The organism is Micromonospora sp. NPDC000207 (assembly GCF_040300925.1).
Lineage (GTDB): Bacteria > Actinomycetota > Actinomycetes > Mycobacteriales > Micromonosporaceae > Micromonospora.
Genome location: NZ_JBEPEQ010000048.1, coordinates 26189 through 42096 on the forward strand (window position 1 = coordinate 26189; position 15908 = coordinate 42096).

The 15908-nt window shown below is 72.5% G+C and carries 10 protein-coding genes; 8 read left to right on the plus strand and 2 right to left on the minus strand.

Translation table 11 applies throughout. The features are described from left to right. Nucleotides 1–4: 4 nt before the first annotated feature. Nucleotides 5–1318 (minus strand): COG1470 family protein, encoded by a 1314-nt coding sequence (locus ABT336_RS14190; RefSeq protein ID WP_350896991.1) that lies wholly within the window; start codon nt 1316–1318, stop codon nt 5–7. A gap of 169 nt (nt 1319–1487) precedes the next feature. On the opposite strand from ABT336_RS14190, the gene ABT336_RS14195 reads away from it, so the two are divergent. The 4 genes from ABT336_RS14195 (at nt 1488) to ABT336_RS14210 (ending at nt 8309) form a co-directional block, all read left to right on the plus strand. Then, nucleotides 1488–2108: a helix-turn-helix transcriptional regulator gene (locus ABT336_RS14195; RefSeq protein WP_350896992.1), complete on the plus strand. Its 621-nt coding sequence runs from the start codon at nt 1488–1490 to the stop codon at nt 2106–2108. A 159-nt stretch (nt 2109–2267) separates the two neighbouring features. Further along, nucleotides 2268–5402 carry a hypothetical protein gene (locus ABT336_RS14200; RefSeq protein WP_350896993.1) on the plus strand — a complete coding sequence of 1045 codons (3135 nt, stop codon included), beginning with the start codon at nt 2268–2270 and terminating at the stop codon, nt 5400–5402. Nucleotides 5403–5430: 28 nt separating this feature from the next. After that, complete coding sequence (locus ABT336_RS14205) at nt 5431–6156, plus strand: Pvc16 family protein (RefSeq protein WP_350896994.1); 726 nt, start codon at nt 5431–5433, stop codon at nt 6154–6156. Then, a complete protein-coding gene (locus tag ABT336_RS14210; RefSeq protein WP_350896995.1) occupies nt 6153–8309 on the plus strand; it encodes an ATP-binding protein in 2157 nt (718 codons plus the stop codon). Before ABT336_RS14205 ends, ABT336_RS14210 begins: the two co-directional genes overlap by 4 nt. Here ABT336_RS14210 and ABT336_RS14215 read toward each other — a convergent pair. Beyond that, a complete protein-coding gene (locus ABT336_RS14215) occupies nt 8290–10953 on the minus strand; it encodes an eCIS core domain-containing protein (RefSeq protein ID WP_350896996.1) in 2664 nt (887 codons plus the stop codon). The two genes, ABT336_RS14210 and ABT336_RS14215, sit on opposite strands and share 20 nt — an antisense overlap. 199 nt (nt 10954–11152) lie before the next feature. Between ABT336_RS14215 and ABT336_RS14220 the strand changes: the two genes are divergently transcribed. From ABT336_RS14220 to ABT336_RS14235, 4 genes are all read left to right on the plus strand, one after another. Continuing rightward, nucleotides 11153–12703, plus strand: coding sequence for a phage tail sheath family protein (locus ABT336_RS14220; protein ID WP_350896997.1), 1551 nt, complete (start codon nt 11153–11155; stop codon nt 12701–12703). Between the two features lie 75 nt (nt 12704–12778). Next, complete coding sequence (locus ABT336_RS14225; protein ID WP_350896998.1) at nt 12779–13219, plus strand: phage tail protein; 441 nt, start codon at nt 12779–12781, stop codon at nt 13217–13219. Beyond that, a complete protein-coding gene (locus tag ABT336_RS14230) occupies nt 13216–13695 on the plus strand; it encodes a hypothetical protein (RefSeq protein WP_350896999.1) in 480 nt (159 codons plus the stop codon). The genes ABT336_RS14225 and ABT336_RS14230 overlap by 4 nt, the downstream gene beginning before the upstream one ends. Continuing rightward, a complete protein-coding gene (locus ABT336_RS14235; RefSeq protein WP_350897000.1) occupies nt 13692–13850 on the plus strand; it encodes a DUF6760 family protein in 159 nt (52 codons plus the stop codon). Before ABT336_RS14230 ends, ABT336_RS14235 begins: the two co-directional genes overlap by 4 nt. Nucleotides 13851–15908: the final 2058 nt, after the last annotated feature.

Genomic DNA, 15908 nt, shown 5'->3' on the forward strand with positions numbered 1-15908 from the left:
CCGGTCAGTCCTCCTCGGCCGGTGCGCCGGTGAGCAGACCGTTGAGGTAGAGCGACTCGCGGCAGGTGGTGGCGCGGGGTGCGTTCACCGGTTGACCCGGGCGACGGCAGACCACCGTCAGGGTCACCCGACCCCGCTCGGGGACCCGGATCGGAGTCACCGAGTGGTAGTCCTGGTTGCGGAAGTTCTCCAGGGCGTAGGTGACCACCCGGACGCCGTTCGCGGTGACGGTGAGGGTGCCCTCGTCGCCCTGGACGTTGTCCACCAGGAAGTCGGTGAGCAGGAACGTCCGCCCCTCCGGGACCGTGTAACTGCGCTCGGCGGAACCGTTCGGGCTGGTCCGGAAGGTGATCGCGGCCCCGAACTGCTCCCCGCCGACAGCCGGGCCACCCGGCACGCCCGGCGCACCCGGACCACCGGGCGGGACAGTCGCTCCCGGGCCGGCACCCGGTGCCCCGTCACCCGGTGCCGGGGGTGAGGCACCCGGGGGAACCGGCTCGGCCGACGGGGACTGCGGACCGTCCTGCGCCACCCGACGGGCGTTCTCCGCCTCCACCGCCTCCCGCGCCGCCGACTCCACCTGCGGACGCAGCAGCCCGAACCAGAGTGCGAGGAGCGCCAACAACAGGGCCAGCAACGCGGCGAGCAGCTTCAGGAGTCCGGGCGAGAAGATCGGCCGTTGGACGAAGAGGGCGTCGAGCGTGCGGGCCTGCCCGTCACCGGGACGGACCTCGACGGTGAACGGGTACTCCCTCGGCGCGCCCCACCACAGGAGCCGACGGGCCCGGACCCGCAGTCGGGTCTCGACCCGGGTGCCGTTCGGGACGGACACCGGGGCGGCGGGCAGGGCGAACGTCACCTGGTCGGTGCCCTCGGTGACGGCGAAGGCCACCTGCTCGGTCACGTTACCCAGGTTGTCGAGGTCGACCCGGTAGCGGGCACTGCGCAGCCCACCACGCGACGGGGGCTGCACCTGGGCGCCCAGCTCGGTGAAGGGCTCGACGGTGAGCACGCCCTCCTCCACCACCGCCGAGTCCGGGTACTCCGAAGGCACCACCCGTACGCCGAAGATCCGGTCCCCGGCGTCGACCCGGGCCGACCGGGGCGGCCGGAACGTGACCACGACGGTGTCGGACCCGGCCGGATAGAGGGTGAGCGTCGGTGGCTGCACCGACACCCACTCGTCAGGCACCCCGAGGATCTCGATCTGGTACGCCTCCACCGTGTCCCCGGCGTTGCGCACAGTGACAGGGACCTCGACGGAACCGCCCGGGGCGACGCTCACGGAGGTGCTGGCCAGGTTCGCCGATGCCCGCATCTGCCCGAGCCTAGGCACGGGTCCGCTCCGTGCCAGCGACCATCGGGGTACGTCGACGGGCACAGCTCACTGCCCCTCCAGGCGACGTTAAGTGAACGCGAAGACGGAGTACGCATACTTGCCGCGCCGACGGCACGTGGGCCGACGGCCGGGCAGTGAGGAGTCGAGAATGCACCGGATACCGGTCTACGTGCACGCGACCGATCCGATCTCGTGGACGGGTGTGACAGGCCAACTCGCGGGACGGCCGGAGATCAGGCTGCTGAGCGAATCGGACGCCGCGAACGCGGTGGTGACCCTCGTCGTCGCCGACGCCCTGACCGCCCAGACCGCCCAGACCCTCCGACGGCTCCGGCGCGAGCAGACCCGTTTGGTGCTGGTCCCGGCGACCATCGACGACAGCCAGCTCTCCACTGCCGTCGAATGCGGGGTGGTGGGGGTGGTCCGGCGTGGTGAGGCGTCCGGCAACCGCCTGGTGGAGGTGGTCCTCGCCGCCTCCCGGGGTGAGGGCAGCGTCCCCGCCGACCTGCTCGGCCGGCTGCTGAACCAGATGCGCCGGCTCCAGCGGGAGGTCCTCGACCCCCGGGGGCTGACCCTGGGTGGCCTGAGCACCCGGGAGGTCGACGTGCTGCGCCTGGTCGCCGACGGTTTCGAGACCCGGGAGATCGCCACGAAGCTGTCCTACTCGGAGCGGACCGTCAAGAACGTCATGCACGGCATCACCACCCGGCTGCACCTGCGCAACCGAGCCCACGCCGTCGCCTACGCCCTCCGCCACGACCTCATCTAGCCGCGGGGGGTGTCGGGCCGGGAGGGGGACGGGATTGCCCGTACCGGCGTCAAGGGTGCCCGTTTCCCTGCCCGGGTGTCCCTGTGCCGAGCCGTGTCGGGCGACGACGATGGGTTCCTGGCCCGTCCCGGCGACCACTGATCGCGTCCGAGGTGCCGATTGCGTTCCATTCGTACGTTCCCGGTCCCGCACAGCCCGGCCCGCACCGGGCTCGCCGTGTTGGCCGGTCTGGTCGTGTTGCTGGGCGGGGTGGCGGTGGCCGTCTCGCCCAGCGGGGTGTCGTACGCCGAGCCGTCCGCCCAGGAGGATCCGCCACCCCTGACCGAGCTGCGGGTCGGCTACCTGGCGACCGGGCACCGCAGCATCGGGCTGATCGAGGGCACCGGGGCGACGGCGGTCTCCGTGCCGTTCCTCGGCCCCGGACCGGCCCACTTCGACGACGAGGTCACCTCCACCGCCGGGGTGGTCGCCTGGGTGAGCCGACGCCAGTCCGAGCTGGCCCAGCTCTGGGTACGCCGCACCACCGGCGAGGTGACGGCGGTGACAGAGGACCCGGTGCAGGTGGCAGGTGAACCGGCGATCTCCCCGGACGGCACCCGGATCGCCTTCGAGCAGACCCGGACGGGGGTGAACAGTTGGCGGGACATCTTCGTCGTCGGCGTCGACGGGACCGGGTTGCGGCAGGTCACCGACGGTGTCGGCGACTACAGTCACCCCACCTGGTCCCCGGACGGGACGGGGTTGGCTTTCGAGCGCAGCGACGGCGGCGTACCGCAGATCTGGCGGGTGCCCGTCGACGTCCCCGGCCCGGCGTTCCCGATCACCGGCCGTCCGGAGGGCGCCGGGGAGCCGGCCTGGGATCCGGATCCGGTGAACGACCGGATCGCGTACACGGTGGGGCCGGGGAGCGTCGACACCCGCCGGATCCACCTGATGAACAGCGTCGGCGGGGACGACAGGCCGCTGCTGGACGACCTGTGGGACAGTCACGCGCCGAGCTGGTCCCCGGACGGTGACACCCTGGTCTTCCTCAGTCGGACCACCGGCACCGACGGCACCCGGGGGCCGATCGACCTGGTCTACACCGGGCAGCCGCGCGACGACTGGTGTCCGTGCGAGGCGGTGCTGCGGCTCGCCGAGGACCGCCAGGTCGACCACCCCACCTGGTACGTCCCCACCCCCGGAGCCGAGCCGGAACTGCTCGTCGGCCGGACCACAGCCCCCGACCGGTACACGGTGACGTTGCAGGACATCCGCCCCGACGCCACGGACCCCCGGGACCTGGGGTTGACGGTGCTGCGTGAGGATCCCGGCGCCGAGACCGACCCGGACCTGCTCTGGCGGCCGGTGAACGGCGACCCGTGGAACGCCCGCCCCGACTATTCGCCGGACGGCCGGCAGATCGTGGTGAACAGGTTCGACACTGTGGATGGTCAGCGGGTCTCCCGGCTGTGGATCGTCGGTGCCGACGGCGCCGACCCGGATCTGGTACCGCTCGCCGACCGGGGTCCCGGCGACGTGGAGACCGATCCGGCCTGGTCGCCGCAGGGTGACCGGGTGGCGTACGCGTCGGCCACCCCGGGGCAGCCCAGCCGGATCGTGGTGGCCGACCCGAGCACCGGGGAGCGCCTGCTCACGGTCCCCGGGCAGGGGGATCTCTCCGACAGCCAGCCCGCCTGGTCCCCGGACGGGACCCGGCTCGCCTTCGTCCGGGGTCGGCCGGAGGGGGCGGGGGCGACGAGTCACGTCTGGACCGTCGACGCCTCCGACGGTGGGGACCCACTGGATCTGACCGATGTCGGTTGCCCGGACTGCACAGGTCCCGACTACGGGCCGACCTTCTCGCCGGACGGCACCCGGATCGCCTTCGGCCGGGGCACCGACGGTCTCCTGGTCACCGACGTCTCCGGCGCGAACTGCCAGGTGTTGGCCCCGCAGACGCCGGGGGCCACCTGTTCCGGCCCGCTGACCGGCCCGGACGACGGCCCGCACCGGCCCCGTGACGTGGCCTGGTCCCCGGACGGGAGTCGACTCGCCTACAACGCCCGCCGCTACGGTGAGGCAGCCAGCCCGGAGTACGTGAAGACGTACGACTTCGACACTGCCGAGCACGACGGGTTGACCTGGGAGTTGCCCCCGGGGCGGCAACGCAAGCCCACCTGGCAGCGGGCCGTGGACGTGGCCACCGAGGTGCTTGAACCTCCCGCCCCGGTGCGGGTGGACGAGCGGACCTCGCTGACCCTCACCGTCACCGACCGGGGGCCGGTCGCTGCCGTCGAGGTCCGGCTCGACCTGCGGGTGCCGGCCGGGGTCCGGGTCACCGCCCTGGAGCCGGAGGTCGGTTCCTGCGAACTGGACCCGCCCGGCTGCTCGTTGGGGGCGATCGGGTTGGGCAACACGGTCGAGGTCCGGGTGGAGTTGACCGGGGTGACTCCGGGGACGTACCCGCTGGAGTGGACGGTGGGCGGGTGGTCGGCGGACTCCCGGCCCTCCGACAACACCGCGTCGACCCCGGTGACAGTCCTCCCCGCCCCGCCTCCGACCACGCCGCCCACCACACCACCCCCGACCACGCCACCGCCCACCACGCCACCCCCCACCACCCCTGCACCCACCACGCCACCACCGACCACGCCACCGCCGACAGTCTCCCCGCCGCCGTCGACCGGGCTGCGGATCACGGTCCGGGTCGAACCCCGCCCCGGGTACGTGGGCGGCCGGATCACCGTCACCTACACCGTCCGCAACATCGGTGAGCTGCCCGCCACCGGCGTACGGATCACCCCGTCCCTGCCCCCCGGCATCCCGGTACGCAGCCGTCCCCCCGGGTGCGTCGCCACCTGCCCGGTGGCCGACCTGCCCCCGGGGGCCACCCGGACCCTGACCTTCGTGCTGGTACCGAGGGCGGCGACGAGCACGACGGTACGCGGCTCCGTGGTCGGCGACGGTGGGCTCGACGACACCGACACGGCGGTCCTGCGGGTGCTCCAACCCCGGATCGTGGCGGTCCCGGAGATCGGGCCACCCGGCTTCGTCACCTCGATCCGGGGGGTCGACTTCCCGCCGGGCGTACGGGTCCGGCTGACCTGGGACGTCGGCATCACCGCCGCCGCCAACCCGGCCGTACCGGCGAGGAACGGCACCTTCGCCGCCCAGATGCTGGTGCTGCCCCGTGACGAACTCGGCCCCCGGGTGGTGTCGGCCACCGGTGCGGGTTTCGGGACGGTCCGCACCGACTTCCGGGTGGTCCTTCCCGCCCAGCAGCCCCCCGGCCTGGTGCGGCGCAGCTGGTGAGCGACCGGGCCGACAGGGGAGGACGGACGTGATCCACGAGGTGGACTCGATCCTGCACGCGCTGCTGACCGAGGAGGTCCTGGCCGGCGTGGACGTGCAGTTGGCCTTCGACGCGCCGACCCGGGAGTGGGAGGCCAAACGCAACGCACCGACGGTCAACCTCTTCCTGTACGACATCCGGGAGGAGTTGGCCCACCGGCGGGAGGGCCGGATCGAGGAGTACGACGCCGACGGGGTGGTCGTCGCCGAACGTTCCCCGCCCCGGTACTTCGCCCTGTCGTACCTGGTCACCGCCTGGACGGCCCGACCCGAGGACGAACACCGGCTGCTCTCCCTGCTGCTGACCGGCCTGCTCGGGCACGACGTCCTGCCCGGTCAGCGTCTGGTCGGCAGCCTCGCCGACCTGGGGCTGACGGTGCCGATCACCATCGCGGTGCCGCCGAAGCGGGACCGGGGGTTGGCAGACATCTGGTCGGCCCTCGGTGGTTCGCTGAAGCCCTCGCTGGACCTGGTGGTGACCACTCCGATCGCCTCGGCCACTGCGTTCGCCGCCCGGCCGGTCACCGACGGCCTGTTGCTGCGTACCGTCGACAGGTCCGGCGGTGACCCCACCGAGGCCCGGCGGCTGCGGTATCCGGATCCGGCGGACGGTGCCGACGCCACCCCGGTCGGGGTCCGCCGCGTCAGGGGCACCGCCGCCGACAGGCAGGGCCGCCCGGGCACCGGCGGGCCGATCCGGGACGGAAATCGGTGACCGCACCGCCGTACGTCCTTGCCGGGGCGGCGGATCCGGCGGAGCGGACCGACCCGGGCACCGCGTACCTGCAGGCTCGGCTCTTCCTGGTCGAGCAGCGGGTCCGGCGGGCTGTCGTGGCCGCACGGGCGGCCGACCCGACTCCCGACGACCACCTGCGCGGGCTGTACGTCTCCGACGAGGACGCCTGGCGGCTGGTGGACGAGGCGTCGTCGGCCGGGCCGGACGACATCGCGGCGGACGCGGTGCAAGCCGCCGACCGGTGGGCCGAGGACTCCCGGGCCGCCGGAGCCCGGATCCCCCTGCGTGACCTGGCCGAGGAGTTCGCCCTCACCCCGCTCGACGTGGAGCTGCTGCTGATCGCGCTCCTGCCCGACCTCGACCACCGCTACGAGAAGCTGTACGGCTATCTCAACGACGACGTGACCCGCCGCCGGGCCACGATCGGGCTGGCCCTGCGCCTGTGCGGACTCTCCCCGGTCGGCGCTGCCGGGCGGGCCGCGTTGAGCGCCGGTCCCCTCGTCGCCGACGGGTTGCTGCTGGTCGAGGAGGTGGACCGGCCCTTCCTGACCCGTTCCCTGCGGGTGCCGGACCGGGTCGCCGGGCACCTGCTCGGGATGGCCGCCGTCGACCCCCGGCTCGACGGCCTGATCCGCCCGAGCACCGACCCTGATCCGGCCCCGGACGGGTTGGCGGCGGCGATCCGGGCCGGGGACGACCTCGTCTACCTGCGGGAGGAGCCGGGGGGCGCGGCGGACGAGCGGGCCGCCGCCGCCCTGCACGCCGCCGACCTGTCGGTCCTCACCCTCGACCTGCCGACGCTGCACGCCGACCCCGACCCGGTCCGGACCCTCGCCGTGGCGGTACGCGAGGCCCGGCTGCGCCGGGCGGGGCTCGTCGTCGGGCCGGTCGACGCCCTGGACCCGCAGACCGAACCGGCCCACCTGCGGCTGCTGCGTCGGCTGACCACACTCCCCGTACCGGTGTTGCTCACCGGGCGGGTCCGGTGGGATCCGTACTGGTCGGACCGGTCGCCGGTGCTGGAGACCGCCCCGCCGACCGGGGCAGCCCGACGAGTCCACCTGTGGCGGGAGGCCCTTGCCGCCCAGTCGGCGATGCCGGCCGACGACGTCGATCCGGTACGCGAACTGTCGGCGTACGTCCTCGCCCCGGGCCAGCTCCGCCGGGCGGCGGCCACCGCAGCCCAGCAGGCCCGGCTGGTCGGCTCCGACCGGGTCACTGTCGCACACGTACGGGCGGGCGTGCGGGCGCAGAACGCGGCGGGTCTGGAACGGCTGGCCCGTCGGGTGGAGCCCGCCGTCGGGTGGGACGACCTGGTGCTGCCGGACGCCGCCCGGGAACAGCTCACCGGGCTGGCCCTGCGGGTACGGCACCGGGAGCAGGTCCTCGGCCGGTGGCGGATGCGTCCCGGCGGCGGGCGGGGTCGTGGGGTGACGGCCCTGTTCGCCGGGGACTCCGGCACCGGGAAGACGATGTCCGCCGAGGTGGTCGCCGCCGACCTCGGCCTCGACCTGTACGTCGTCGACCTCTCCACAGTCGTCGACAAGTACGTCGGTCAGACCGAGAAGAACCTGGAACGGATCTTCACCGAGGCGGCCGGGGTGAACGGGGTCCTCCTCTTCGACGAGGCCGACGCGATCTTCGGCAAACGGTCCGAGGTCAGCGACGCACACGACAGGTACGCAAACCTGGAGAGCGCGTACCTGTTGCAGCGCATGGAGTCGTTCGACGGGGTGGCGGTGCTCACCACCAACCTGCGGGCCAACCTGGACGAGGCGTTCCTGCGCCGCCTCGACGTGATCGTGGACTTCCCGGTGCCGGACGTCGCGTTGCGGTCGGCGCTCTGGGACCGGTGCCTCGGCACGGTCCTGCCCCGCGCCGACGACCTGGACCTGGCCGCCTGTGCGCGGTCCTTCGAGCTGAGCGGGGGCGGGATCCGGGCGTGCGCGGTGAGCGCCGGCTATCTCGCCGCCGAGGCGGGTGGCCCGGTGACGATGGCGATGGTGGTCGCCGCCGCCGAGGCCGAGTACCGCAAGCTGGGCCGCCTGGTCCTGCCGACCGGCCCGGCCCGGCCCGGATCGCCGCCCCGGCCGGGTTCTCCTCCCACAGCCGTCATGTCGACTTCCCGCTGACGAACTTCTTCCACCGCGCGAGCAGTTTGTCCGGATCCTTCTTCAGCCTCGCCGTCTCCACCGACTTCGGGTAGGCCACGCTGACCAGGTCGTAGTGATGCTCGACGAGCATCTTCTGGTCTTCCTCATTCTCGACCACGTTCAGGTCGAGCAGTTGCCACAGGTGGTCCTCCGCCTGGGACGGGCTGAGCTTCCCATCCTGCTCGTGAGCCAGCAGGGCCTTGCGGGTCGTGCCCTCACCCTTGCCGCCGGTGTCGGCGGACTCCAGAGTGGCACCGGGAATGTAGTTCCACAGGGTCAGGAGCTCGTTGATCGCCGTCTGCAACCGGATCGCCGCCAGCTGGCCGGTCGCCGCCTTGGCGTCGTCCACGGCCTTCTCCAGCCGATCTCTGGTCTCGCTCACCAGTTTCTTTAGTGGACCGGACTCCCCGAACTTGTCCTGGCGGTCCGCGTACGTGTCGACTGCCTCAACGAACAGTGAGGCGATCCCGGCGACGGCGTCCGGCACGGACTTGTCGACCACCTTCGCCCTGACGAGATCCAGGTAGACAGTCCAGGCGGTGGTGTGCGCCCCCATCGTCCCGCCCGGGAACGGTGACGGGGGACGTCCGGCGGACTCGTAGCCGATGATCCGCTCCCCGTCGAGGGTGATCCTCGACGCGACCGGCGCGGCGCTCATCTCCTCCACGATCGGATCCGCGTCGACGTCGACTGTCGAGCTCGGCTCGGCCGCCGTCTCCTCCACCGACCCTGCCGCCCCGCCGCCCTCAGCCGACGTCTCCCCGCCCGGGTCCTGCTCCGCGGAGAGCTTCACCGCTTCGAGGTCGGCAACGAGGTCCGCCGGGTCGGCCGACGTCGACTTCGCCTTGCTGCTCGCGCCCGACGACTTCGCCTTGCTGCTCTTGGCTGCCGACTTCGCCCCGCCGGTCTTGGCCGAGGGCTCCGCTGCGCTCGGCTGGGAGGCCGGCTTGCGCTGCCGACGTCCCTCCAGCACGCCCGTCGGCTCTGCGGGTGCCGTCCCGCCGCTACGTTCCAGCCCTTCCACCAACTCGTCGCGCTTCTCCCGCCACTCCGACCAGACCGCCTCTCGGTCCTTGGGTCTCGAAGCACTCATCAGGCTCAGGTTGATCGTCTCGTCGGTCTTCTTGAGCCTGTCCTCGTAGTACTCCCGGTCCGCCGTCCTGCGTGCCTCGATCTGCGGCTTCAGCTTCTCGGTGAGCCAGGCCAGCGGCTCGGACAGGTCCGTCGAGGTCTCGGGCCAGCCGGTCGTCAGCGCCGTCGGGTACGCCTCCTCGATCGACCCCAGATGCTGGAGCAGGATCAGCCGGACCCGCTCGTCGGACGACTCGTCCTTGAGGCCCGGTGCCATCTCGGACAGTTGCGCCGACGAGGCGGTCGCCACCATGGTCACCGCCAGGTCACCGAGGAGCCCGAGGACTGCCTGCTGGATCTGCTCCGGCGTGGCCGACGGATTCGTCAACACCCTGTGGTGGCCGGACTCGCCCTGTCCCTTACCGGCAAGGCCCTGCGACCCCTCGTTGACCTTGATGGTGGTCAGCGGGACCAACTCGCGGTACTGGAGGAAGGTCTCCGCCATCGACTGGAGCGAGAGCAGCCCTCCGTCACCCGTGGTGATCTCCTTGTGCTGCTTGTCGAGCTCCGTACGACTATCGTCGAACCGCTTCTTGTGTTTGCCCTCCAGATTCGCGGCCAGCTTCTGGCTCGGCAGCGCGTCGACCGTCTTGACCAGATCCATGATCGCCTCAGCCGCTCCGGCCGCCGACTTGCCCGCGACCGCCCGCCGCAGCGCCTCCTTGTGGACGACGAACCCGGTCGTGTGGTCCCCCATCGTCCCGCTGTAGGGAGAATCCGGGCGGCCGACGATGTTGAGGCCCTCCACCTGCTCCTCGGCGTTCGCGGTGACCTGGGCGATCAGCGCCCGTTGCACCGTCGGCCCGGCAGTGGCGGGTGCCGGCGCGTCGGACGACTCGGCGGCAGGTGACCCGGTCGCCGACGTGGGCGTGGAGGCCAGGGCACGATGGGCGTTCGCCTCGGCCTCCCGCTCGAACCGGTCACCCGGATCGCTGACCCGCAGCCCGGAACCGTCGTCGGTGCCCGCCACCGGACCCAACCGTTGCTGGATGACGTGGGTCAGCTCGTGGGCCAGGGTGTGCCGGTCGCCGCCACCCGCCCCGATCACCACGTGGTTGCCGGAGGTGTAGGCCCGCGCACCGACCCCGGTGGCCGACTCCCGGGCCGCCGCGTCGTCGTGGATGCGTACGTCGGAGAAGTCCGCCCCGAGCCGGGACTCCATGTCGGTGCGGGTCGAGTCGTCCAACGGCCGCCCGCCCGAACCCAGCACCGAGGCGACCGACCGCTGCACGGGGTCGACCGTGCGCTGCACCGGGTCTGCGGGGAGGTGCCCACAGTCGGCACCGTGTTCGTGCTGGTCCCGGTCGAGCTGGAGGGTCCACCCGACGGCACGGTTGCCCACCGCGCGTTGCAGGGCGAGAAGCTCCCCCGGGCTCCGGTCCGCACCCGTGGCCTGCGGTGCGGCCTCCTCCCGGTCGGTGGTCGGGCCGGACCGGACCTGCTCGGGACGGTCCTGGCGCTGCGACCCCCGGTCGGATCCCTGTAGACGCACGGCCGGCCACCTCCTCGGCATCGACCCACAGGGTAGTTCCGTGGGAGCCGACCGACCGAGGTTCGTCCGGCCAGGATCACGGGCTCGGCTGCCCCTGAGGTACGCAACAGTGCCCCGGCACTGGCCCGTAGGGACCTTCCCGTCGGTTCGAGGCCGCGCGAGGCTGGCCAGCGTCCGCCGACCTGGCAGAGGAGCTTGCATGCCGACGTACCTGTCCCCAGGCGTGTACGTGGAGGAGGTCCCGAGCGGTTCGCGTCCCATCGAGGGCGTCGGAACCGCCGTCGCGGCCTTCGTGGGGTTCGCCGAGAAGGGCCCCTTCCACACTCCGACCCTGGTCACCAACTGGAGCCAGTACGTCCAGCTGTTCGGTGGCATGGTCGAGGGCGCCTACCTGGCACAGGCGGTGTACGGGTACTTCGCCAACGGCGGCGGCATCTGCTACATCGTCCGCATCGGCGACCCCTCCACCAGCCGTAAGGGTGGCGGGCGGGGCGGACAGAAGGAACTGCCCGCCGGTGAGCCGTCCCAGCTGGGGACCTTCCGGGTGGCCGCCCTCCCCACCGCCGGGAGCGAGGTGACCGTCGAGGTCACCGACGTCGAGGGGGAGGGTGTCGGCGAGGACCGGTTCCGGTTGGTCGTCCGGGCGGACGGGCAGCCGACCGAGGAGTACGACGCCTCGTTCCGCAAGAGCAACAAGAGCTACGTGGTGAACCAGGTCCGGGAGCGGTCCAAGCTGATCGCCATGGAGGAGGCCACGGCGGCCAACGCGTTGGCCCGTCCGGCCAAGCAGACGGTCACCCTGGCACCGCCGACCGCACCGGGTGAGGCCGTACCGGCCACCCTCTCGGCCGACGAGTTCACCGGGGACGTCGACTCCCGTACCGGCCTGGCCGGGTTGGAGGCGATCGACGAGATCACCATGGTCGCCGCGCCCGACCTGATGGGGGCGTACCAGGCGGGGGTGATCGACCTGACCGCGGTGAAGGCCGGCCAACTCGCGTTGATCTCGCACTGCGAGCAGATGGGCGACCGGATCGCCCTGCTCGACTCGCCGCCGGAGCTGACCGCCCAGCAGGTGCGCGCCTGGCGGCAGGACGAAGCCGGTTACGACTCCCGGTTCGCCGCGCTCTACTACCCCTGGATCAAGATCTTCGACCCGGCCACCGGGCGCGGCGTGTTCATGCCGCCCAGCGGTCACCTGGCGGGCCTGTGGTCGCGCAACGACACCGAGCGCGGCGTCCACAAGGCCCCTGCCAACGAGGTGATCCGGGGCGTCGTCGACCTCCAGAACAACGTCACCAAGGGGGAGCAGGATCTGCTCAACCCGATCGGGGTGAACTGCATCCGGGCCTTCCCCGGCCGGGGCATCCGGGTCTGGGGGGCACGGACCCTCTCCTCCGACCCGGCCTGGCGCTACATCAACGTCCGGCGGCTGTTCAACTACGTCGAGGAGTCGATCCTCCTCGGCACCCAGTGGGTGGTCTTCGAGCCGAACGACCAGCGGCTGTGGGGCACGATCCGGCGCAACATCACCGCCTTCCTCACCGAGGAGTGGCGGCGGGGTGCCCTGTTCGGGGCGACGGCGGCGGAGGCCTTCTACGTCAAGTGCGACCGCGAGACCAACCCGCCGGAGGTGGTCGACCGGGGTCAGGTGGTCTGCGAGATCGGCATCTGCCCGGTCAAGCCCGCCGAGTTCGTCGTCTTCCGCCTGTCGCAGTTCTCCGACAGCACCAGCCTGGTCAACGACTGACCAGCCGAGGCCGACGGGGTGGGCGACCACCCCGACCCGGGTACGACGAACCGACGATGACGAGAGGCGGCCACGATGGCCACTGGTGACAGCTTTGTCGTGCACACCTTCCAGGTGGAGCTGGGCGGCATCCAGGTGGAGTTGGTGGAGGAGGTCAGCGGGCTGACCGTCGAGTTGGACTCGATCGAGGTCAAGCAGGTCACCCCCACCGGTGAGCTGATCATCCGCAAGATCCCCGGGGCCCGGAAGGCGGGCGAGGTGACCATCACCCGGGGGCTGGACCAGAGCAGCTCCTTCACCGAGTGGATCAAGGAGACGTTCCTCAAGGGCGCTGTCGAGGCCGCCCGGCAGAACATCAGCATCATCATCACCAACGCCGACAAGTCGCAGAACCGGCGGTTCGACCTGACCAACGCGTGGGTCAGCCGGTGGGAGGGACCGGCGCTGAAGGCCGGCGACACCACAGCGGCGACCGAGAAGGTCACCGTCGTGTACGAGGAGATCAGCACTTCATGAGACGGCGTGGCGTCTCCGCCGGAACCCTCGACGTCCCCTCGGCCGACCCCGGCGGGCCGTCGGACGCGCCGACGCAGCCGCTGCCCACTCCACCCGCGCCGGTCCGACTCCAGACCGAGTTCACCTTCCACCTACCCCGGGGGTACGTCGACGAGGACGGCACCGTGCACCGGGAGGGGACAATGCGGCTCGCCACGGCACGCGACGAGTTGGCGCCCCTTGTCGACCTGCGGGTCAAGCAGAACCCGGCGTACCTGTCGATCGTCCTGCTCAGCCTGGTGGTGACCCGGCTGGGCACGATCACCCAGGTCCGGGCGGAGGTGGTCGAACGGCTCTTCGCCTCCGACCTGGCGTTCCTCCAGGACCTGTACCGGCGGATCAACGCCGAGGGGCACACCCTCGCCGAGGTCACCTGCCCGTCCTGCGAGACGGTCTTCGAGGTGGACCTGGCCGGTGGTGTACCGGGGGAATCGTGACGTACGGGACCGACCGGCTCCACGAGGAGGTCTCGTACGTCGCCTACCACTTCCACTGGCCACGAGCGGAGATCCTCGACCTCACCCACGCCGACCGGGCCCGGTACGTCTCGGAGATCGCCCGCATCAACACCCGGATGAACGAAGGTCAGTGAGGCGCGATGGGGCTACGCGACAGGCTGCGGCACCTGGCCGCCCGTACCCCCCGCCGCCCCACCTCCGCCACTGACCCTTCCCCCACCTCCGCCACTGGTGCGGGCGCTCCCCGCTCCGCCAGCGCCTCCGGCGCTGGCTCCGAGGAGATCTTGGACAGTTCCCGTTCGCTACGAACGGGAAGTGTCCAAGATTCAGCGAGCGACGCCGTTCTCGGCGGGAGTGGTTGGCGGGAGGTGGTGCCGATCCAGCGGACCCTGGGGGACGGGTCGCCGCTGGTCAGCGAGCTGGCCCGGTTCACCGACAGGCTCGCCACCCACCAGGATCCGACCCTGCGTACCCCCCTCGACCACCTGGTCACCGACCAGGCTCCGCTCGGGGTCATCCGGGACCTGGTCCGCCCCACGAACCGGGCACCGCAGCACCCGAGGTCCACCTCGGCACCGCCGCCCACCCCCCAGCACCGCTCCGCCACCTCGACACCACCGCCCACCTCCCCGCACCGTTCCGCCACCACGGAACCGCCGCCCACCCTCCAGCGACGAGCCGCCACCGGCACGCCCGCCGACACCGGCCCTGCCCCGGCGGTCGAACCCGGTCGGCCGCCCCGGAGCACCCTCCACCGCCCGGCCTCCACGGGTCGCCTGGTCACCGCCCGCCCACCGTCACCGATCCGGCGGCTGACCGGGGCAGCGCGGACACCCCCTCCCGCCCGGAGTCCCGTACCCCCCGGTGACCGCCCCGGCGGGGCGGCCCCGACCAGCGCCGTCCGCCCCGGTCCGGCCGAGGACCCATCCTCGGTACGCGACCCGGTCGAAGACCCGCCTCCAGTACGGTCCGACCTCCCGACGTTGCAGCGAACCACCTCGACGCACCCCGGTGACCAGCCGTCGGGCCGGGCGGCTCCCTCGACGCCCCCCGGTGACCCGTCCCCGGGCCGGACGCCCCCTGGTCACCCGTCTCCGGACGGAGCGGACCGCCCGACCGGTTCCCGTGACCAAGCGTCGGGCCGGGCGGACCGCCAGACGGGTTTCGGTGACCAAGCGTCGGGCCGGGCGGACCGCCAGACGGGTTTCGGGCCGGAGCACCGCCCGCCTCTGCCGAACCCCGGTGAACCTGCGTCGGGCCGACGCCCGGCCGGGGCGGATCCCGGCACGGCACCTCCGGTCCGCCACCGTCCCCGCCTCGGGCTGGGGGAACCGCTGACCGGGATGCCCGACACCGCCCGCCCCCCGGGAGCCACCGGCCGCAGTGGTGGGCCGCCACCAGCGTGGGCACCCGCCAGCCCTGCGCGCCGTACCCCACCGGATCAGCAGCAGATCACCGGCGGGCAGCATTCCTTGACACCGGCTGTACAGCGCACACCTGGTACGGCGCCCTCCGGACCGCACCGCCCCGCCCAACCGCGCCCGGCCGCCCCGACGGCACCGCCACCTTCCGAACAGGCGGGCGGACCGGTGACCGGCGGCGACGGTGCACCGGAAGCAGGTGACACGCCTCGACGAGGTGGCCTCGGCGCACCACTTCCCACCGGCACCACTCCGCCGGTGGTCACCCCGCACCCTCCCGCCCGCCCCGGCTCCGCAGGTGGCAGTTCCGCAGGTGGTGGTTCCGCCGACCGTCCGACGGTCCAGCGTGCCCGCACCGACGCCGGTCGAACTGGAGCAACCTTCGACCCCGGCTCCCCGACCACCGGCTCTCCCCGACCCGACCCGGGCACCGGCTCTCCCCGACCCGGTGTCGGTCCCCCGGCCACCGGCACGACCCGGCCAGGCTCCGGCATCCCGAACGCCCTCCGACCCGCTGCCGGTTCCCGGGCCGAGGCTGGTGCCGGGGCCGACGTCGACCCTTCGGGCACGTGGCGTTCCTCTGCGCCCCCGACACCCGTACCCCCGCTGTCGGAACCGCCACGGACACCCGGGCCGGACGCGGTCCTGCGCCGCGCCACCGGCCCGGGTAACCCCACCCCGGTGACCCGTTCCACCGCCCCCGACCGGTCCGCCCCCGACCGGTCCGCCACCGACCGGTCCGCCACCGACCGGTCCGCCACCGACCGGTCC

Coding starts and splice junctions, on each gene's coding strand:
- ABT336_RS14195 (WP_350896992.1), top strand. CDS start 1,488: ATGCACCGGATACCGGTCTACGTGCACGCGACCGATCCGATCTCGTGG.
- ABT336_RS14190 (WP_350896991.1), bottom strand. CDS start 1,318: ATGCGGGCATCGGCGAACCTGGCCAGCACCTCCGTGAGCGTCGCCCCG.
- ABT336_RS14230 (WP_350896999.1), top strand. CDS start 13,216: ATGAGACGGCGTGGCGTCTCCGCCGGAACCCTCGACGTCCCCTCGGCC.
- ABT336_RS14220 (WP_350896997.1), top strand. CDS start 11,153: ATGCCGACGTACCTGTCCCCAGGCGTGTACGTGGAGGAGGTCCCGAGC.
- ABT336_RS14225 (WP_350896998.1), top strand. CDS start 12,779: ATGGCCACTGGTGACAGCTTTGTCGTGCACACCTTCCAGGTGGAGCTG.